This is a genomic window from Microlunatus sp. Gsoil 973, assembly GCF_009707365.1.
In the GTDB taxonomy this organism is placed as follows: domain Bacteria; phylum Actinomycetota; class Actinomycetes; order Propionibacteriales; family Propionibacteriaceae; genus Microlunatus.
Window position 1 is genome coordinate 251,609 of record NZ_CP046122.1, and the last position, 19,889, is coordinate 271,497.

15 protein-coding genes and 1 pseudogene are annotated in these 19,889 nt (G+C 66.8%); 9 read left to right on the plus strand and 7 right to left on the minus strand.

The genetic code is table 11. The features are described from left to right. From GJV80_RS01155 to GJV80_RS01170, 3 genes are read right to left on the minus strand one after another with little or no spacing between them, the layout of a single operon-like run. Complete coding sequence (locus tag GJV80_RS01155; protein WP_154686354.1) at positions 1-1,092, minus strand: ABC transporter ATP-binding protein; 1,092 nt, start codon at positions 1,090-1,092, stop codon at positions 1-3. Beyond that, complete coding sequence (locus GJV80_RS23460; protein WP_230207999.1) at positions 1,089-2,942, minus strand: ABC transporter permease subunit; 1,854 nt, start codon at positions 2,940-2,942, stop codon at positions 1,089-1,091. Before GJV80_RS23460 ends, GJV80_RS01155 begins: the two co-directional genes overlap by 4 nt. Continuing rightward, entirely contained in the window at positions 2,942-4,102 is a 1,161-nt protein-coding gene (locus tag GJV80_RS01170) for an extracellular solute-binding protein (RefSeq protein ID WP_154686356.1), read from the minus strand. Before GJV80_RS01170 ends, GJV80_RS23460 begins: the two co-directional genes overlap by 1 nt. 238 nt (positions 4,103-4,340) lie before the next feature. On the opposite strand from GJV80_RS01170, the gene ndk reads away from it, so the two are divergent. The 8 genes and pseudogenes from ndk to GJV80_RS01210 all read left to right on the plus strand — a co-directional run bounded on the left by ndk (position 4,341) and on the right by GJV80_RS01210 (position 15,272). After that, positions 4,341-4,769, plus strand: coding sequence for a nucleoside-diphosphate kinase (gene ndk, locus GJV80_RS01175; protein ID WP_154686357.1), 429 nt, complete (start codon positions 4,341-4,343; stop codon positions 4,767-4,769). A 74-nt stretch (positions 4,770-4,843) separates the two neighbouring features. After that, positions 4,844-6,190 carry a sensor histidine kinase gene (locus GJV80_RS01180; RefSeq protein WP_195909103.1) on the plus strand — a complete coding sequence of 449 codons (1,347 nt, stop codon included), beginning with the start codon at positions 4,844-4,846 and terminating at the stop codon, positions 6,188-6,190. After that, on the plus strand, positions 6,165-6,833 hold the full coding sequence (locus GJV80_RS01185; RefSeq protein ID WP_154686359.1) for a response regulator transcription factor: 669 nt from the start codon (positions 6,165-6,167) through the stop codon (positions 6,831-6,833). The genes GJV80_RS01180 and GJV80_RS01185 overlap by 26 nt, the downstream gene beginning before the upstream one ends. Before the next feature lie 51 nt (positions 6,834-6,884). Further along, a pseudogene (locus GJV80_RS01190) lies at positions 6,885-8,838 on the plus strand (TIGR03960 family B12-binding radical SAM protein). Positions 8,839-8,911: 73 nt separating this feature from the next. Continuing rightward, complete coding sequence (locus GJV80_RS01195; RefSeq protein ID WP_230208000.1) at positions 8,912-9,571, plus strand: pyridoxamine 5'-phosphate oxidase family protein; 660 nt, start codon at positions 8,912-8,914, stop codon at positions 9,569-9,571. Between the two features lie 227 nt (positions 9,572-9,798). Beyond that, positions 9,799-10,503, plus strand: a complete 705-nt coding sequence (locus tag GJV80_RS01200) for a TIGR03936 family radical SAM-associated protein (RefSeq protein ID WP_370518806.1) — start codon at positions 9,799-9,801, stop codon at positions 10,501-10,503. Between the two features lie 350 nt (positions 10,504-10,853). After that, on the plus strand, positions 10,854-13,784 hold the full coding sequence (locus tag GJV80_RS01205) for an Rne/Rng family ribonuclease (protein ID WP_154686361.1): 2,931 nt from the start codon (positions 10,854-10,856) through the stop codon (positions 13,782-13,784). A gap of 93 nt (positions 13,785-13,877) precedes the next feature. After that, positions 13,878-15,272: an FAD-dependent oxidoreductase gene (locus GJV80_RS01210; RefSeq protein ID WP_154686362.1), complete on the plus strand. Its 1,395-nt coding sequence runs from the start codon at positions 13,878-13,880 to the stop codon at positions 15,270-15,272. A gap of 60 nt (positions 15,273-15,332) precedes the next feature. Here GJV80_RS01210 and GJV80_RS01215 read toward each other — a convergent pair whose 3' ends face one another. Beyond that, a complete protein-coding gene (locus GJV80_RS01215) occupies positions 15,333-15,716 on the minus strand; it encodes a helix-turn-helix transcriptional regulator (RefSeq protein WP_230208002.1) in 384 nt (127 codons plus the stop codon). Positions 15,717-15,837: 121 nt separating this feature from the next. Here GJV80_RS01215 and GJV80_RS01220 point away from each other — a divergent pair, with 121 nt between their 5' ends. After that, on the plus strand, positions 15,838-17,079 hold the full coding sequence (locus GJV80_RS01220) for a sodium:proton exchanger (RefSeq protein ID WP_154686364.1): 1,242 nt from the start codon (positions 15,838-15,840) through the stop codon (positions 17,077-17,079). 9 nt (positions 17,080-17,088) lie between these two features. On the opposite strand, the gene GJV80_RS01225 is transcribed toward GJV80_RS01220, so the two are convergent. The 3 genes from GJV80_RS01225 to GJV80_RS01235 are packed head-to-tail and all read right to left on the minus strand — an operon-like array spanning position 17,089 to position 19,884. After that, positions 17,089-17,481 (minus strand): hypothetical protein, encoded by a 393-nt coding sequence (locus tag GJV80_RS01225; RefSeq protein ID WP_154686365.1) that lies wholly within the window; start codon positions 17,479-17,481, stop codon positions 17,089-17,091. 52 nt (positions 17,482-17,533) lie between these two features. Then, positions 17,534-18,790 carry a hypothetical protein gene (locus tag GJV80_RS01230; protein ID WP_154686366.1) on the minus strand — a complete coding sequence of 419 codons (1,257 nt, stop codon included), beginning with the start codon at positions 18,788-18,790 and terminating at the stop codon, positions 17,534-17,536. 14 nt (positions 18,791-18,804) lie between these two features. Next, positions 18,805-19,884, minus strand: a complete 1,080-nt coding sequence (locus GJV80_RS01235; RefSeq protein ID WP_154686367.1) for a hypothetical protein — start codon at positions 19,882-19,884, stop codon at positions 18,805-18,807. Between the last annotated feature and the right edge of the window lie 5 nt (positions 19,885-19,889).

A 19,889-nucleotide genomic window follows, 5' to 3' on the forward strand; every position in this document is an offset into this window, starting at 1 on the left:
TCATCTGAGAACGCCGTTCTCGTCATAGGGCAGCACGCTGTGCAGCCGCACGCCGACCTGATCGCCTGCGCCGAGCGCCGCGACCGGTGACCGGTCGTCGATGTAGGAGCGCAGTTCGACCGGCTCCTCGGTGTCGGCGATGAGCTGCACGACGACCTCGGTGAAATGACCGCGGGGGATGGCCCTGACGATCGTTGCGCCGGCGCCGTCGGACTTGGCGCCGAGCAGCACGTTCTCCGGGCGCACGCCGAGAATTCCCGAACCGGAGGTTGTCGCCGAGGCCGACTCGATCGGCAGCCCGGCTCCTCCGACAACGGCGACCGGTCCGTCGGCCCCGGTCCGCAACTCGGCCCGGATGGTGTTCATCGCCCCGACGAAGCCACCGACGAACCGGGTGGCCGGAGATCGGTAGAGCACGGTCGGCGTCGAGTACTGCTCGATGCGGCCGGCGTTCATCACCGCGACCCGGTCGGAGATGCTCAATGCCTCGTCCTGGTCGTGGGTGACAATCACTGTGGTGATACCGAGCCGCTGCTGGATCTCTCGGATGTCCTCGCGGACCCGCACCCGCAGTTTGGCGTCCAGGTTGGACAGCGGTTCGTCCAGCAGCAGCACCGCCGGCCGCTGCACCAGAGCCCGGGCGAGCGCGACGCGCTGCTGCTCGCCGCCGGAGATCCGGGCTGGTCTGCTCTTCTCGTGGTGCATCAGATTGACCAGTTCGAGCATCTCGTGCACCCGTGCGGTGATCTCGTTCCTCGGCGTGCGGCGCAACTTCAACGGATAGGCGACGTTCTCGAAGACCGTCATGTGCGGCCACAGTGCGTAGTTCTGAAAGACCATTGCGGTGGGCCGCTTCTCCGGCGGAACGCCGGTGACGTCGGCGCCGTCGATGGTGATCGTTCCGACATCCGGCGTCAGGAAACCCGCGATCATCCGCAGCGTTGTCGTCTTGCCACATCCCGACGGACCCAACAGGCAGACCAACTCGCCCTTGCCGACCCAAAGATCGAGGTCGTCGACGATCGTCCGGCCGCCGAGGATCTTGCCGACGCCGGTCAGCGTCAGGCCGGACGGCTGCTCGTTGTCATTCACCGGATCTGGAACCCTTCTGCCAACTGTCCGCCCATCACGTGCTTGCGGACCAACATCAACAACACAACCGACGGTATCGACAACAGGATCGAGAACACAGCCGCCACCTGCCGCGGATAGTTGAGCACCAGGGAATACATCTCGGTCGGCATGGTGTAGAAGGTCGGTGCTCCGACCAGATACGTGCCCTGCGCCTCGTCGAAGGACGCCAGGAAGCTCATGATCAACGCAACCAGGATGCCGGGCAGCGCCATCGGAAGGGTGATGGAGAAGAACACCCGGAACCGTCCGGCGCCTGCATCGCGGGCCGCCTCCTCCAGACTCCTGGGCACCGACGCGAACGCCGCGGCCGGGATCCACGTCATGAACACGATCGTGCCGAGCAGATGGACCAGGACGACGCCGCCGAACGTGCTCATCAGGTTGAACGCGTAGAACAGCGCCGCCAGAGCGACGTACAGGCCGGTCTTGGGGAAGGCGTTGGTAGCGAACAACCCGATCAGGAAGACCCGCCGGCCGGGGAACTCGAACCGTGAGAAGGCGTACGCGGCGGGCAGACAGATCACACTGGACACGATCAAGGTGGTGATCGCGAAGGCGATGCTGAGCCGGATCGAGGAGAACAGTTGGGGATCGTCGAGCACCTTCCCGAACCACTGCAGCGTCCAACCGTCCGGGAGCAGTTTCGGATAGGTCCAGCTCGTCGCGAAGGCCCTGATCGCCAGCCACACCAGGGGGCCGACGATGAAGGTCAGCAGGGCGACGATGAAGATCACCATCAGCACCTGACGGGCCACGCCGGCAACCAACCCGCCCGTGGATCGCTGCATCAGACCCTCCCCGAATCCTTGGCGGAGCGGAAGTTCGCCCACACGTAGAAGGCCCCGAAGACGGCGGCGACCGCGAACACGACGACCGCCATCACAACCGACTGTTGTGGCCGGTTGAAGGAGCGGAAGTAGGACACCATGTCCACACCGAGCATGCTCGGCGCGTTCGGCCCGGTGAAGTAGGGGGACCGTGAAGGCGCCCAGGGTGCCGATGGCCGTGAACGTCAGGGCGATGACGGTCGGCACCAGGGTCAACGGCGCGATCACCGTACGAACGATGGTCAGCAACCCGGCACCGGAGTCCCGGGCCGCCTCGATCAACGAGTCCGGAACGCTCTGCACTCCCGAGGCGATCATCAGCGTGGCGAACGGCAGATGAGTCCAGACCAGGCCGATACCGACGCAGACCATCGTGTAGCCCCAGGTCGGACCCTGGAATCCCAACTCGGCACAGAACGACCGGACGAAACCGTCGGCGGCATAGAAGGTGAGCATCGCCCACGACGCGATCACCACCGGAATGAACATCGGTACAACGGCCAGCCCGGAGATCAACTTCGCGACCCCGGACCGGAAGCGGGCGCCCTCCGGTGTCGTGCGGAGATAGATGGCGATCACCCAGGCCAGTACGGTCACCGCGAGGGTGGAGACCAGGGTGACGATCACTGTCACGCCGAGGTCGTGACGGAACCGTTCGTCGGTGAAGACGTCGCGATAGGCGCCGAACGTCAGGCTGTGCCAGGAACCAACCGTGTGCTGGCCGCGGGCGATGGTCGCGATGGTCCGGTTCAGCCCGCCGATGTGGCCGAAGCTGTAGGCCATGGCCACCAGGATCGGGAAACCGACGAAGACGGCGACGACGATGATCGGCGGGCTGGCCATCAGCAGCCCGCCGATCCGCCGGCGCGACTCGGACCGGGAATCGATCCGCGATGCGGCCCGTGATCCGACCCGGGGACCCGTTGTGGATCCGGTGGGCGTTCCGGTCGGCGATTCGATCCGGGTACTGGTGTCGGACATCAGTGTCCGGGAACCTTCTGCTGCCAGAGGCTCTTCATGTCCGAATCCATGTCGGAGTTGAAACCCGGCCGCAGGTTGCCCGGGTCGGCGTCGGCGAACTCCGATTGGACCTTGGACGGCAGCTTCGCCATCGGGATGGCCGGGAAGCCTGCGATCGCTGTTGCGATGGCGGCCTGCTGTTCGGGGTCCAGCAGCCAGTTGGCCAGCTTGAATCCGAGGTCCTGCTTCTTCGAGGCCGACAGCACACCGCATTGGGTCGCGCCGCCCGTGAAGCTGGGGTCGGTGATCTGCAACGCCTTCGCCTCTTCGGGGACGACACCGGACTCGCGTCCGCTGATGAACTGGTCGGACCACGCCGGGCACATCGAGATCTGCTTCTGCAGCAACAACTCAAGGGTGCCGTTGTTGCCGTTGGGATAGACGCCCTTCTGATACATCGACTTGTTGAGCCCGGCCAGGGTCTGGAAGCCCTTGTCCCACTGGCCTTCCAGATCCTTGTGATAGCCGGTCTGCATCTTCTTCAGTGTGTCGGGCGAGAGGTACTTGGTCAGCACCGTCTGGACGAAGGAGTCGCCGGCGCCGCCGGTGTCGGGCGAGTTGTACGCGAACTGTCCGGGGTGGGCCTTGATCCAGGCCAGCAGGTCGTCCAGCGACTTCGGCGGATCGGGCACCTTCGACGGCAGGTAGGCCAGCAGCACTGAGGAGCCGCGATACGGGATCGCGTTCTTCGACACCGTGTCCAGCACGTCGGAGGGGATCTCGGAGAGATTGGCGACCTTGCCTGTCGGGTCGCCCAACAGGTTGGCGGCGCCGGCCTGCTGTCCCATCGACTCGACGAAGTCGATGCCGGGGTCCTTCTTCTGCTGTGTTGCGGCGGCGATCCGGTTGAGCACCTGATCGGAGTTCTGCCCGTGCAGATCGAACTGGAACTTGACGCCGATGCCGGTGGCCTTCTTGAACCCGGGAATCAGCGTTTTGGTCCACAGGTCCTGGATGTTGGTGTCGGCGCCGCAGTAGACGACGAGCGTGTTTGCGCCGCCGCCCTCGGTGCCGCCGCCCTGGTTGCCGGTGGCCGCTCCCGGACCGTTGCCCTGACACGCGGAGAGGGCTGCTGCGCCGGCTGCTGCGGCTCCGAATCCGATGAACCTTCGGCGGTCCATGCTTGCCTCCAAGTGGGGAAAGAAACAACGAACGACTATGTCGGCGGACGCACCGCGTCGGCCCTTTGGACGTTGACCACGCCGCTGATCCGGACGGCCGGGTCGTCGCTGACCGAGGCCCTCGCACTGTGGCGTCACTGATCATGCGGATGGCAACATCCAGGTGAGATTAGCGTGAACGCCTGACCTTGGTTGATCAATTACTTTCGCCACGGCGCGGCGTAATAAGGTCACTGCCATGAGTGCATCCGGTGCCACCCAGCGATCCTTCGTCCTGCTGAAGCCCGACGCCGTACGCCGTGGGCTGCTCGGAGCCGTCATCTCCCGGTTCGAGGCGAAGGGCCTGAGGATCGTTGCACTCCAGTTGCGGCAGGTCGACGGCGAGCTCGCCGATCAGCACTACGCCGAACACGTCGACAAGGACTTCTACCCGCCGCTCCGCGACTTCGTGACCAGCGGTCCGTCCGTCGCGATGATCGTCGAGGGTGACCAGGCCATCGAGGTGGTCCGTGCCCTCAACGGGGCTACTGACGGGCGGAAGGCCGCTCCCGGCACGATCCGCGGCGACTACTCGTTGTCCAACCGGGAGAACCTGGTGCACGGTTCGGACTCGCCGGAGTCCGCGGCCCGCGAGATCAAGCTCTGGTTCCCTGACCTGGCCGACTGACACCCGGCCCCCATTCGGCGACCTCCGGTCCGATGCCGCAACTCGGGCGGCGACTGGGGCCGGGAGGTGGGATGATGGCGCGCGTGGTTGCGGATGTCGGTAGACCCGCCAGGATTGCTTCGGACCAGGGCAACTCCGGGCCGATGAGGCAGGGTGGCCGGTGGCGGACGCTGCTCTGGGCCAACGAGGGCACCGGGGTCGGCCGCCACATGCCCACCAGCAGCCTCATCTTCGACTGCGTCGTCGCCGCCCTGTTCTTCGCCTGCGGATCGGCCTTCCTGCCGCTCTTCATGCCCCAGGCCCAACTCATCGACGGCGTTTTCGTCGGCCTGGTGACCCTGCCACTGATGATCCGACGCCGGCTCCCGCGTACCTCCTTCGTGATGATCCTGGTCTTCGCGACGGCGCAGTCCTGGTGGTTGAGGCCGATCGGGATGCACGACGCCGGGCTGCTCTTCGCGCTCTACTCGGTGGTCGGTTACACCAATCGTCGGACCGGGCTGGTCGCCGCAGCGCTGATCGCCATACCGACGCTGTCCGGCGCGCTCAACGACTGGTGGAACTTCATCGACGAGCACCTGGTCCACGACCCGGGGGTCTTCACTCGGGTCTCGACAACGGCCGGAATGACGATCCTGGCGTTCATCGCCTGGGCGTCGGGTGAGGGCTTGCGGTCCTCCCGGCTGCTGCGTGACGCGCTGGTCGACCGGGCCGCGCAACTGGAACGGGAACGTGAACAACAGGCCAAGCTGGCGGCGTCGGCGGAACGGGCCAGGATCGCCCGCGAGATGCACGACGTGATCGCCCACGCGCTGTCGGTGATGATCGCCCAGGCCGACGGCGGCGCGTACGTGATCGACCAGGACCCGGCTGAGGCGAAAGCCGCCCTGGAAAGGATCTCCGGGACCGGACGTGACTCCCTGACCCAGATGCGCGGGCTGCTCGGCCTGCTGCGGACCGACGACGGCTCCGGTGACCAGCCGGCGACCCCACAGCCCGGGCTCGCCGACCTGCCCCGGTTGATCGACGAGGCGGGACGGACCGGTTTGCGGATCACCCTGCGTCAGACCGGGATCGAACAGCCGCTTCCACAGATGATCGGACTGACGGTCTATAGGCTGGTGCAGGAATCCTTGACCAACGCGCGCAAACACGGCGGCGACCACGTCACGATCGAGCTGGATCGCCGGAGCGATGGTGTCGATCTCCGGGTGATCAACGACCTGGCGCCACGCAGCAAGAGGCTGCAGACCGGGCCCGAGCCCGGTCACGGCCTGCACGGGATGCAGGAGAGGGTGGCGGCCGTCAGGGGGCGACTGACCGCCGAGCCGACCGGCGAAGGCTTCCTGGTGCACGCCTGGTTGCCGCATACTAACGAGGGGGACGGAGGACGACGTGACGATCAGGATCTATCTGGTTGATGATCAAGAGCTGGTGCGCGCCGGTTTCGCGATGGTGATCGGATCGCAACCCGACATGGAGATCGTCGGGCAGGCCGGCAACGGTGCCGAAGCGGTCGAGCAGCTGACCTCGATCGAGGCCGATGTGGTGATCATGGACGTCCGGATGCCGAAACTCGACGGTGTTGCCGCGACCAAGATCATCACCGATCGGTCGCCGGAGAAGCCGCGAGTGATCGTGCTCACCACCTTCGATCTCGACGAACACGCGTTCGCCGCGTTGCGCGCCGGCGCCGCAGGCTTCCTGTTGAAGGACACCCCGCCGGACCGGCTGCTGGAGTCGATCCGCACGGTGCACGCCGGTGATTCGGTGATCGCGCCGAGCACGACCAAGCGGCTCATCGAACGGTTCGTCGACGAGGTGCCCGACCCGGTCGAGGGCGAGTCGCCGGTGCTCGCCGGGCTGACCGAACGGGAGCGTGAGGTGATGCTGGAGATCGCCAACGGTCTGAGCAACTCCGAGATCGCGGCGAAGTTCTTCGTCAGCGAGGCGACCGTGAAGACCCACGTCGGCCGGATCCTGGCCAAGACAGGGTTGCGTGACCGGGTCGCTCTTGTCGTACTTGCCTACCGGACGGGCCTGGTCCGACCTGCACACACCTGAGCGGTCGGGGAATCGACGGTCGGCGGGCGAATAGTTACGCTGAACGGTGTTATGAGCCTCGATCTGAGTCCGGAGCCCGTCTTCGGCGCGCTCGAACCGCTGCTGGCGCGCGTCGGGAAGCCGATCCAGTACGTCGGCGGGGAGCTGAACAGCGTCGCCAAGGACTGGGCCGCCACCCGCGTCCGGTGGTGCCTGATGTATCCCGATGCGTACGAGGTCGGCCTGCCCAACCAGGGTGTCCAGATCCTGTACGAGGTGCTCAACGAGCAGGACTGGATCCTGGCGGAACGGACCTACGCCGTCTGGCCCGACCTCGAGGCGCTGATGCGCGAGCACGGCCTGCCGCAGTTCAGCGTCGATTCGCACCGGCCGATCGGTGCGTTCGACGTCCTGGGGGTGAGCTTCTCCACCGAACTTGGTTACACCAACCTGCTCAATGCCATTGATCTTGCCGGGATGCCGGTGCACGCCGTCGATCGGGGCGAGGACGACCCGATCGTGCTGGCCGGAGGGCATGCGGCCTTCAACCCGGAGCCGATCGCCGATTTCGTCGACGCCGCCGTCCTCGGCGACGGCGAGGAGATCGTGCTGAAGATCAGCGACGTGATCCGGGAGTGGAAGGACGAGGACCGGCCCGGTGGCCGCGACGGTCTGTTGCTGCGGCTGGCGGAGACCGGCGGCGTCTACGTGCCCAGGTTCTACGACGTCGACTACCTGCCGGACGGCAGGATCCGCCGCGTGGCTCCGAACCGTGCCGGCGTCCCGTTCACCGTCGCCAAACACACGGTGATGGATCTGGACGCCTGGCCGTACCCGAAGAAGCCGCTGGTGCCGTTGGCCGAGACCGTGCACGAGCGGTTCTCAGTGGAGATCTTCCGCGGTTGCACCCGCGGCTGCCGCTTCTGCCAGGCCGGCATGATCACCCGCCCGGTCCGGGAACGGAACATCGAGACGATCGGTGCGATGGTGCAGAACGGCATCGAGCAGACCGGCCTGGAGGAGGTCGGACTGCTCAGCCTGTCCAGTGCCGATCACTCCGAGATCGGGGACATCACCAAACAACTCGCGGATCGCTACGAGGGCAGCAATGTCTCGTTGTCGCTGCCCAGCACCCGGGTGGACGCGTTCAACATCGATCTTGCCAACGAGTTGTCCCGCAACGGCCGCCGGTCGGGGCTGACCTTCGCACCGGAGGGCGGCTCGGAGCGGATGCGCAAGGTGATCAACAAGATGGTCAGCGAGGACGACCTGATCAACACCGTCGCGACCGCGTACGGCAACGGCTGGCGACAGGTGAAGCTGTACTTCATGTGCGGGCTGCCGACCGAGACCGACGAGGATGTGCTGGCCATCGCCGATCTTGCCAAGCGGGTGATCGAAACCGGTCGCACGGTCAGCGGCCGGCGGGACATCCGGTGCACGGTCAGCATCGGCGGGTTCGTGCCCAAGCCGCACACGCCGTTCCAGTGGGTCGGCCAGACCGATCATGGAACCATCGACGACCGGCTGGCCAAGCTGCGCGAGGCGGTGCGCTCGGATCGGCAGTACGGCAAGGCGATCGGCTTCCCGCTACCACGACGGCAAGCCGGGGGTCATCGAAGGCCTGTTGAGCCGTGGTGACCGCCGGGTCGGCAAGATCATCGAGGAGGTGTGGCGGGACGGCGGCCGGTTCGACGGTTGGCACGAGCACTTCTCCTACGACCGCTGGGTGGCCGCCTCCGAGCGGGCCCTGGCGGGCACCGGTGTCGATCTCGACTGGTACACCACCAGGGAACGGGACTACGCCGAGGTGCTGCCCTGGGACCACCTGGATTCCGGACTGGACCGGGACTGGCTCTGGGAGGACTACCAGGACGCGCTGGACGAGGTGGAGTTGGACGACTGCCGCTGGACGCCGTGTTTCGACTGCGGCGTCTGCCCGCAACTGGACACTGCGATCCAGATCGGCCCCACCGGGCGCAAGCTGCTGCCGATCGCCGAGGTGAAACACAAGGTCACGGCCTGAGCCGGCGTTAGGGGCCAGACCAGTTGGGAAATGGTCCGCGACAGGCCGAGGGATCGCACCGTACGGTGTGATGGTGACCACATTCGCCGAGACCGGTTTCGCCGAGACCGGTTACACCGAGATCACCTCCGTCGAAGCGCTGGAGGACCTGATCGGCACGCCGCTGCCGCGGGTCCGCGACAAGGAACGCGACCGGCTCCACGAACTCGACGTGGAATGGCTGGCAGCAGCACCGTTCTGCGTGATCTCGACCAGCGATGCCGAAGGCAACTGCGACGCCTCGCCCAAGGGTGATCCCGCCGGCCAGTTGGCCCACGTGATCGACGACCGCACCATCGCGATCGGTGAGCGTCCGGGCAACAAGCGCGCCGACGGCTATCGCAACATCCTGACCAACCCCCACGTCGGCCTGCTGTTCCTGATACCCGGGCGTGGTGACACGCTGCGGATCAACGGCCGCGCGCGGCTGGTCGCGGATGCACCGTTCTTCGACGAGATGGTCGTCAAGGGTCATCGACCGCAGCTGGCGATCCTCGTGCAGATCGACACCATCTATCACCATTGCGCGAAGGCCTTCCTGCGATCGGGGCTGTGGAAACCACAGACCTGGAATCCGGAGGCGGTTCCGAGCCGGGCCCGCATCGCCAAGGCCATGGAACGCCAGGACGAGGACCTCGCCGACATCGAGCGCTACTACTCCGAGGCCGAGTACGCCAAGAAGCTCTACGACTGACTTGCGCGTCGCCCCCGCCCGTCCCCGCCCGTCCCCGCCGCCCAACCCCGCCGCCCAAACCCGCCGCCCCAAACACCGAAGGTCAAAGTTTGACCGTGCGGCTCCGACACGCCGGCGAGAACAACCCGAGGCTCAAACTTTGACCTTGCGTAGCCGGGGGAGAACGGGGCGGGGGACGTCGTCGCACCGGCGCACTCGCTGTCGCACGGGATCGCGGCTGATCTAATGTGCTCGCCGTGGCACGTCGACAACCCGAGCAGCAGGCACCACCGGTGCAGCGGCTGCGCATCCGGTACGCCAAGCGTGGCCGGTTGCGGTTCACCAGCCACCGCGACTTCGGCCGGGCGTTCGAACGTGCCCTACGCCGGGCGGGGATTCCGATGGCGTACTCATCGGGCTTCTCGCCGCATCCACGGATCTCCTACGCCACGGCTTCGCCGACCGGGGCGGCGAGCGAGGCGGAGTACCTGGAGATCGCCCTGGCCGATGTGTGCGTGCCCGACCTGGTCGCCGAAGAACTCGACCGTGCGCTGCCCGCCGGCCTGGACGTGCTGGCCGTCGTCGAGGCCGACCCGGGATCACTGGCCGACCAGCTGACGGCCTCCCGATGGCAGATCGACCTCACCGACAGCGACCCCGCTGTGGTCGCTCGGGCGGTCGAGGAGTTCCTGGCCGTGGACGAGGCGATCACCGAGCGGATGACCAAGAACGGCCTGCGCAGCTTCGATGCGCGGGAGTCGGTCGTCCGGATGACCGCCTCCGGCACCCGCATCGAGGTCACCACCCGGCACCTGACGCCGTTGGTACGCCCTGACGACCTGCTGTCCGCAATGAGCCGGAGCACCCCGGGATTCGCGCCTGCCGACCCGCTGATCACGCGGGTCAAGCAGGGGCAACTGGACGATTCCGGCGGGTTCGTCGAACCGTTCTGACCGGTCCCCGGCCCAGCACGTCGCGGACGGTCGGTTGGGTCGGTACTGGTTCGGTGTGGGATACTCGGTCTCAGACGAAGACGCCAAGACTTCTGGTCGCAGGCCGCCGGTACGGGGTTGGCCCAGAGGAACAGGTGTCAGAGGTCGATCTGCAGTGACGTCCCGAGCGAGGTGACAGCTCGTCACCGGGACACGTACGGCCACGGCCGCGACGAGCGGATACGCGAGGTTGCGTTGCTCGACCGCGGCTGGCCCGCGACGGTTGTCGCTGCACCGGAAAGCTTTGCGCCCGGCCAGGCCGGACGCGTACGAACATCGGTGCGCTTGTCTCGCGCCGAGAAGGAGTCTGGATGCTCGATTCAGAGCCCGACAACAACGTCAACCCAAGCAACGTCGTGAACAGCAGCAACGACGTCAACACTAGTAACGGGGACGCACTGCCCGCCGAGGCGCCCAAGCGGCCTCGTCGCCGCGCGGCCAGCCGACCGGCCGGCCCGCCATCACCCGCCGCAGCTGCCCAGCCGGAGTTACCGGCGCCATCCAGCCAGGCGGATTCCACGCCGCAGGAGCCCAGCCAGCCGGGGCCGAGCCTGCCGGAGACCCGGTACGAGCCCGCCGAGGGCGCCTCCGCGACTCGGACGACCGCCCGCAAGACGGCAGCCAAGAAGACCGCCGCCAAGAAGACGGCTAAGACGGCGGCCAAGAAGACCACCGCTCGCAAGACCGCGGCCAAGAAGACCGCCCAGTCTCCGGAGTCGACTGGCGAATCTTCCGCGCCCACCGCCGAGGCGCCGGAAACCAGCACTGTCGAGGCGACCGCCGAGTCGACCGAGGCCGCAGCCGGTGAGTCGGAGGCCGGCCCGGCCAAGAAGACCACGACACGCAAGGCGCCGGCCAAGAAGACCACGACCAAGCGGACCCGCAAGGCGCCGGCCAAGAAGGCCGCCGCCCCTGCAGTCGAACTGACCGAACCGACCGAGCCGGCAGAGGCCCAGGAGACGGTCGCGGCCGGAACGACCACGCAGCCCGACGCCGAACCGACACCCGACCTTTCGATCGAGGACGCCATCGCGTCGGCGATGAACGCGACCCTGGCCGAACGGGAACAGGCTGTCCCGTCCGACGGAGCAGCAGACGGTGCGCAGGTCGAGCAGACCGCAGCCGCCGAACCCGTGACGACAACCCCGGAACCCGCCGCCGAAGCCGTTGCCCAAGTTGATGCCGAAGCCGAAGCCGAGGGAACCGGCGAGGAGATCGCCGCCGACAGCGCTGGAACGGCTGAGGAAACAGCCGCCGAAACGGCCGCTGAAACGGCTGGCGGAACGGCTGGCGAAGCTGCTGAGGGAACCGACACGGACAGCGACGACACCGACGAGTCCGAGGACCACGACGAAGGCGGCAACAGGCGGCGTCGCCGTCGCCGTGGAGGTCGCCGTCGCCGTCGCGGTCGGGGCGCGGACGGCTCCGACGCGACCGGCGACGAGTCGTCGGAGGAAACCGGGCCGGACGAAGCCGGGTCCGAGGAGACCGACGCCGCCGAGGACTCCGACCGGCCTTCCAAGGTGGCTGCGGAAGCCGGCGACGAGGAGCCGGACGCAGAGCACGACGAGTCTGCAGACGAGGCGGGTTCGGATGACGACACCGACGGTGAGAGCGGAGACGGCAAGCGTCGCCGTCGCCGTCGCCGTCGGCGCCGCAAGGGTGAGGACACGGCCGGGGCGCCGGACGACCCGAGCGACGTGGTGGTCCGCGTTCGCGAGCCGCGCAAGGCGTCCGACGAGGTCACCGGCATCGACGGATCGACGCGGATGGAAGCCAAGCGCCAGCGCCGTCGGGAGGGTCGCGAGGCCGGCCGCCGCCGCGCGCCGATCATCAGCGAGGCCGAGTTCCTGGCCCGCCGTGAGTCGGTCAACCGGAAGATGATCATCCGGCAGCGTGACGATCTTGCCCAGATCGCCGTACTCGAGGACGGCATCCTGGTCGAGCACTATGTCGACCGGGAGAGCGCCAATTCCCTGATCGGCAACGTCTATCTCGGTCGGGTGCAGAATGTTCTGCCCTCGATGGAGGCGGCCTTCATCGACATCGGCCGGGGCCGGAACGCCGTGCTCTACGCCGGCGAGGTCGATTGGGACTCCTTCGGCGCCGAAGGCCACGATCGCAAGGTTGAGAACGTCCTCAAGTCCGGGCAGACCGTCCTGGTCCAGGTGACCAAGGATCCGGTGGGTGCCAAGGGCGCCCGACTGACCAATCACGTGTCCATCCCCGGAAGGTACGTGGTCTACGCACCCAGCGGCCATCTGTCCGGAATCTCCCGCAAACTCCCGGAGACCGAGCGCAAGCGGCTCAAGGAGATCCTCGACGCCGCCGTCGGTGAGACGGCCAGCGTGATCGTCCGCACCGCCGCCGAGGGCGCGTCGGAGGACGAGTTGACCCGCGACGTCAACCGGCTCAAGGCGCAGTGGGAGGACATCGAACGCAAGGTCAAGGCGGGTAACGCGCCGCAACTGCTCTACGCCGAACCCGACCTGACGCTGCGGATCGTCCGGGACCTGTTCACCGAGGACTTCTCCGAGCTGATCATCCAGGGCAACGGATCGGCGAACGACACCTACGACGCGCTCGAGGCGTACATGCAGCACGTCGCCCCGCACCTGGCCGACAGGATGAAGCGCTGGGACGCCGACAAGGACGGCGATCTCTTCGGCAGCTACCGGCTGGACGAGCAGATCGCCAAGGGCCTGGAGCGGAAGGTGTTCCTGCCGTCCGGCGGCTCGCTGATCATCGACCGGACCGAGGCGATGACGGTGATCGACGTGAACACCGGCAAGTTCACCGGTTCGGGCGGCAATCTCGAGGCGACCATCACCTCCAACAATCTCGAGGCTGCCGAGGAGATCGTCCGACAACTGCGGCTCCGCGACATCGGCGGCATCATCGTGATCGACTTCATCGACATGGTTCTGCCCAGCAACCGCGAACTGCTGCTGCGCCGACTGGTCGAATGCCTCGGCCGTGACCGGACCCGGCACCAGGTTGCCGAGGTGACCAGCCTCGGCCTGGTGCAGATGACCCGGAAGCGGATCGGCACCGGCCTGCTCGAGGCGTTCAGTACCGAGTGCCCGCACTGTCATGGACGCGGTGTCGAACTGCACGACATGCCGGTCGCCGACGCGAAGATGGCCGACGGCGGTGCCCGCGAGGACCATGGCCGATCCGGCCGGCGGCGCGGAGGCAAGGGGCGCAAGAACACTCCCGCCGAGGTTCCTGCCGCGAGCTGACCGACAAGAACGTCCTTGCGATTGCGCCCCGACCCGCCTCAGCGGCCGGTACCGCGATCGACAAGGACGTTCTTATCGCTACCGTTGGGTGACATGAAGCCGCTGGTCGTCGCCATTGTCGGAGCCGGTCCGTCGGGTATCTACGCCGCCGAAGCGCTGACTGCGCAGTCGGAGATCCCCGTCCAGGTGGCGGTGATCGACAAGCTGCCGGTGCCGTTCGGACTGGTGCGCTACGGCGTCGCCCCGGACCATCCGAGCATCCGGTCGATCCGCAACACCCTGGAACGCACCCTGGAACGCGATGACGTCAGTTTCTTCGGCAATGTCGCGATCGGACGCGACATCACCGTCGAGGAGCTGCGGTCGGTCACCGACGCGGTGATCTATGCCTATGGCGCGGCCAGCGACCGACGGCTCGACGTGGAGGGCGAGGACCTTGCCGGCAGCATCGCCGCACCGGATCTCGTCGCCTGGTACTGCGGCAATCCGGACGTGCACCCCGAGACGTCGGGCGGCGATGATCACCGGTACGGGCACAACCCGATCGAGGAGTTGATCACCCGGGCCAGGCAGGCCGTCGTCGTCGGCGCCGGGAATGTCGCGCTGGACGTGTTGCGCGTGTTGATCAAGGAGGCCGACGAACTCGACGAGACCGACATGGCTGACGAGGTGTTGTCGGTGCTGGCGCAGAAGTCGATCACCGATGTTCACCTGCTGGCCCGTCGCGGACCGGCGTACACCGCCTTCACCACGAAGGAACTCCGGGAGATCGCCAAGATCGAGAACGTCGACCTGCTGCTCGATCCGGCGGACTTCGATCTTGACCAGGCCGGCAAGGCGCGGATCACCAAGGACAAGGTCGCGGCGCGCAATGTCGCCGCCATGCAGGACTGGCTGGACCGGCCGATCACCGGAGCACCGCGCCGGATCCATCTGCACTTCTGGACCCGACCCGTCCGGATCCTCGGCAGCGACCGGGTCGAGGCAGTCGAGGTCGAACGCACCCGGCTGAACGACACCGGCCGGGTCGTCGCCGCCGGACCGTTGGAACCGATCACGGCGCAGCTGGTGGTGCGATCGGTCGGCTATCGCGGCATCGCGCTGGACGGCATCCCGTACGACCAGGACCTCGGCCGGGTGCCGCACGCCGACGGCCACGTCATCCGGGAGGACGGCTTCTCACCCGATGAGTACGTCACCGGCTGGATCAAGCGGGGACCGACCGGCGTCATCGGGACGAACAAGTCCGACGCGGTGGAGACCGTGCACAGCCTGCTCAACGACGTCTCCGACGAGGCGCTCATGGCCCGACACGACATCGCCGAACTGACCTCGCTGCTGGCCGACCGCGGCATCAGACCCCTCGACCTGCCCGCCTGGCAGCGGATCGACGCAGCCGAGATGGCCCGCGGCCAGGGCCACGGCCGGGATCGGACCACCATCGTCCACCACTCCGAACTGCTCGCGGCCGCCACCGACCCCGACTGACCCGCCGAGGGGTCAGATAATCCCTCATCTGCGCGGCGTGTCGCGCCGGTCGATCGCCGGTCAGGCGGTCGGATCGCCCGCGGCGTGGCGCTCCTGGGTCCCCTCCAGCATCTGCCGCAGCGGCAGTGGGGGATCGGGTGCCAACGTGCCGTCGGGTGCGATGTGCTCGAAGATCTGCTCGACCATGGTGATCACGTGCGGGTCGTCGACGGTGTAGATCTGTCGGCGGCCGTCCCGGCGGCTGCTCACCACCCCGGCCAGCCGCAGCTTGGACAGATGTTGGCTGGCAGTCGCAATGGACACTCCGACCCGCTCCGACAGCGTGCCGACGTCGTATTCGCCGGCCGACGCGAGCGCGACCAGATGCAGGCGCACCGGTGCGGACAACAACGCGAAGGTGCGGGCAGCGGTGTCCAGTTGTGCGCCGGTCGGGTCGGGGATCACGCGTCCATTCTCCAACCTGGGTGTCCGACTTGGGCGCGACCCTTGCCAGGACACAACACGTGTCCCTCATTTCGGCAGTTCCTCATTTGCGTAAGTATCAAAATGTCGGCATCATGGATGGGTGCTCAAAGCTGTCCGCCCCGCTCTGCTGTGCTGCCTGATCGCCGCACCGGCCATCGTCCTGCGACTCCTCGGGGTGGAACTTCCGGCACCTGTCAGCCTGCTGATCTTCGGCGGTGCCGTGGTCGCCGCCTCCTTCATGCTGGCCTGGGCGGCAGAAGCCGCCGAATTCGACATCTCCGGCGGGCTGGCGATCGCGATCCTGGCGGTCATCGTCGTACTACCGGAGTACGCCGTCGACCTCTACTTCGCCTATTCGGCGGGCAGCAACCCGGCCCATGTGGCCTACGCTGCAGCCAACATGACCGGCTCCAACCGTCTGCTGCTCGGCGTCGGTTGGGCGCTGGTGGTGATCGTCGCGCTGGCGATCACGTCCAAGCGCACCGGCCGGACGGTTCGGGCAGTCGTCCTGGAGTCCGGGAACCGGATCGAACTGGGCTTCCTGGCGATCGCTTCGCTGGTGTCCTTCGTCATTCCGATCACCGGTCAGATCCACATCCTTCTGGGTCTCGGCCTGCTGGCGATCTTCGCCTTCTACCTGGTTCGCGCCGCCACCTCCGACGGCGGTGAGGAACCCGATCTGATCGGCCCGGCCGCGCGGATCGGCCACCTTCCGGCGGCCCGGAGGCGGGCAACCGTCATCGGGCTGTTCGCCGTCGCAGCAGCGGTGATCCTGCTCTGCGCCGAACCCTTCGCCAATGCGCTGGTGGCCAGCGGCCGGATCCTCGGCGTCGACCAGTTCCTGCTGGTCCAATGGCTGGCTCCGCTGGCCTCCGAGGCGCCCGAGCTGATTGTCGCCGTGATCTTCGCGGTGCAGGGCAAGGCCGCCGGCGCCATCGGCATGCTGATCTCGGCCAAGGTCAACCAGTGGACCATGCTGGTCGGATCGCTGCCCATCGCGTACCTGATCGGTGGCGGTGGCAGCTCGCTGCCGATGGACGGCCGGCAGACCGAGGAGTTCATCCTCACCGCGGCCCAGACCCTGCTCGGGATCGCCGTTCTGCTGAAGCTGCGGTTCCCGCGGTGGCTGGCCTGGACCCTGCTCGGGCTGTTCGTCTGCCAGTTCGTGATCCCCGGTACGACCGGACGGTTGATCTTGTCGGCCGTATTCGGTGTGCTGGCGGTCGGCGCCCTGATCGTCAACCGCCGCGAGATCCTTCCGACCCTGCTGGCCCCCTTCCGGCGCCAGCAGACCGTCGTCGCCAAGGACGAGCAGCGCGAACTGGCCGCCGCCGGCCGCTGACCCTGGGGGTCAGCTGGCCGCGACGGTGACGGTCATCCGGGCCTGATCCCCCGAGTTGTTGATCATCACGTTGATCACGTCGGGGTTGGTGTTCTTGTCGAGGTTCCAGTTGTTGTCGTCTTCCAGGAAGTCGGCTTCACCGATGATCGCGCCGTTGGCGTCGTCGGTGACCTTCAGGTGGAAGGTCGAGGTCTGGAAGAAGCAACCGCCGCTGGCCTTGACCTCGATGTATTGCGTCCCACTTGCGGGCAACGCGCTCTTGCCGGACACCACCGCGTTGTTGAAGAGCGAGAGGTTGGACCCTTGGTCGCCGTTGTCGTACATGCACTGCACGTCGGTGACGAAGAGGCGGAGCGATTGGCTCCTGTTGTTCTGCACGTTGAAAAAGGCTCCGTATCCCATCCTTGGCTCCTGTGTCGGTGGGGTGTTTCGGTGGGGCGTGTCGGTACGGCGATCAGGCTGGTTCGATGACGATGAGGTTCCCGTAGAAGTACGCCCCGTCGGTCTCTCCGGACAGCTTGGTGATCGAGTTCGTCACCTTGTAACCCCCGGCAGAGCCGACGACGCTCAGCTGTCCGTCGGGGATCTGGCCGTGCTCGTCCCACATGTCATCGGCCGATCCCTGGGACTGACCGGCCCAGATGATGTTGTCGCCGGCCCACGGAACGTTCGTCAGTACGGCCAGCTCCGGGTTCCCGTCCGCGGGAGTCAGGCCGAGCACCCAACCGATGTCGCCATAGTCGGTGGAATTGATGAACTGCATCCGCGCCTCGTAGCAGACCTTGACCGTCGTCTTGTCGCCCCAGGAGTCGGTGTTGTAATCCATCTTGGGGATCTGGTTGTTCTCCTTGGGGTCCGGCATCACCGAGGCCGACCCGTGCTCCTGGCTGAGCATCGACCAGGTGAAATCGGTGTTGGTCAGGTTCTGGATCATCACGCTGTTGACCATCTTGTGGCCGAGGAAGCCGACGATGAGCGGGATCGCTGCGAGGACACCGAGACCGGCGGCCTCGCCGAGCACCGACCCGTAATCGATGGCCAGGTACTCCGCGCCCTGCTCGGCAAGCTCGCCCTCGATGCCTTCGACCTCGCCCTCGGCCTCGCTGATCGGTTCCTCAGCCTCCGACTCCGGGTCGATGCTCGGATCCTCGACCTCCGCGCTCTGCTTGAACTTGGTCGCCAGCTTGTTGACTGCGGTCTTGAGGTTGGCATAGACGGGCTTGATCAAGTCCTGGAACAGTTTCCCGCTGAGCACGATGCCCGGGGGCAGCCCGGCGAGGCTCAGACCGAAGCTGATGTCGCTGGAGATCGCGTTGGTGGTGTTGTGGGTCTGGATGCTGGCCAGGCCGACGACCGGCGGCGGGTCGCCGGCCGCTGCCGCGACGTGACCATCCCCGGCGGCTGGGGCACGGTAGAAGGCGCCCATCCTGACATCGAGGTTGCCGTTGGACGACATCTGGATCGGGTTGCCGTCCGGGTCGACGCCGTCGGCCCACGGGTCCTCGCCGCCGGCGACCGTGTCGGTGAGCCAGTTCCAGTAGTCGGCGGTCTGGTTGGTCGCGTCGAAGTAGGCCTGAGTGGCGTCACCTCCTGCCTTGGCCGCCTGGACCGCGGTATTGAAGTTGTCGTCGGCGATGTTGGGCGGCGTACTGCCGGACGTGATCGGGGTGAGGGAGATCGACACGGTGTTGCCGGACGATTGCGTGCCCATGGGTGCTCCTTGGTTCAGTTCGCGGGGGAGATGAGGATGGACGAGCAGTAGAAGTAGGCGCCGTCGTGCTCGCCCCGCAGCTGGTTCAGCGTCACGGTGGCGGAGTAGTTGCCGACGGTTGCGGTCGTGGTCAGCGGTGTATCGGGACCGAAGTAGTGGTTGTCCCAGATGGTCGAGGCCGGGTCGTCGGACTGGCCGACCCAGATCACGTTGTCGCCTGCCCACGGCACGTTGACCAGCACCTGAGCCGTCGGGCTGCCGTCCTGTGGGGTCAGCCCGAGGACGTACCCGATGCTCGACTCCCGAGTGGTGTTGACGTGCAGCAGGTGCAGCTGGGACGAGAGCGTGAGGGTGGTGGTCGGCTGCAGCGGATCCGGTGTGCTGTGCTGGCCGGGGATCGGCGTGGCCGGCTGGTTGACGGTGTTCTCGCCGTGGATGGTGCTGAGTTGCCACGCCACGGAGGTCGATGTGAGGTTCTCGACCACCACCGAGTGGCGCATCGTGTGGCCGAGGAATTCGACGATGGCCGGGATGGCCATCAGCGCGCCGACGCCCAGAGCCTCGCCCACGATCTGTCCCCAGGTGACGGCGGTGAACTCCAGGCCGTACTCGACGAGCGTCGCGGCCAGCCCGATCGCCTTCTGGCTGGCCGAGAACAGCGCCTTCGATGCCAGTGACTCGGCGTCGACGTCGGGCGACTCGACCTGGCTGTCCTGGGCGAAATTGACCGCGAGCGCGACCAGTGCGTTGCCGGCGCTCTCGTAGAGCGCGGGCAGCAGTTCATTGAAGACGGTGTCGTCGATCTCCAGCGTGCTCGGGTTGTTCTTCACGACGATGCCGGCTGTCATCAGGTGGCTGACACCCGTGCCGGACACCTCACGGGTGGTGACCGTGAGTACGCCGATCCGGTCGGAACCCTGCTGGGTCGTTGGCACGGCCTGGACCCGAAGGTCGATGTTCCCGTCGCTGGCCATGATCACCGGCCGGCCCTGTGGGTCCTCGCCGGGCGCCAGAGTGATCGTTCCGGCGGCCAGCAGCGTCCAGAAGTCGGCGGTCTGGTTCATGGAGTCGAAGTACGCCTGGGTCTCCCTCACCCCCG

Bases quoted from the DNA above. Each gene is read 5' to 3' on its own strand.
- GJV80_RS23460 (WP_230207999.1), bottom strand. From the start codon at position 2,942: ATGTCCGACACCAGTACCCGGATCGAATCGCCGACCGGAACGCCCACC.
- GJV80_RS01170 (WP_154686356.1), bottom strand. From the start codon at position 4,102: ATGGACCGCCGAAGGTTCATCGGATTCGGAGCCGCAGCAGCCGGCGCA.
- ndk (WP_154686357.1), top strand. From the start codon at position 4,341: ATGAGTGCATCCGGTGCCACCCAGCGATCCTTCGTCCTGCTGAAGCCC.
- GJV80_RS01180 (WP_195909103.1), top strand. From the start codon at position 4,844: ATGGCGCGCGTGGTTGCGGATGTCGGTAGACCCGCCAGGATTGCTTCG.
- GJV80_RS01205 (WP_154686361.1), top strand. From the start codon at position 10,854: ATGCTCGATTCAGAGCCCGACAACAACGTCAACCCAAGCAACGTCGTG.
- GJV80_RS01210 (WP_154686362.1), top strand. From the start codon at position 13,878: ATGAAGCCGCTGGTCGTCGCCATTGTCGGAGCCGGTCCGTCGGGTATC.
- GJV80_RS01225 (WP_154686365.1), bottom strand. From the start codon at position 17,481: ATGGGATACGGAGCCTTTTTCAACGTGCAGAACAACAGGAGCCAATCG.
- GJV80_RS01230 (WP_154686366.1), bottom strand. From the start codon at position 18,790: ATGGGCACGCAATCGTCCGGCAACACCGTGTCGATCTCCCTCACCCCG.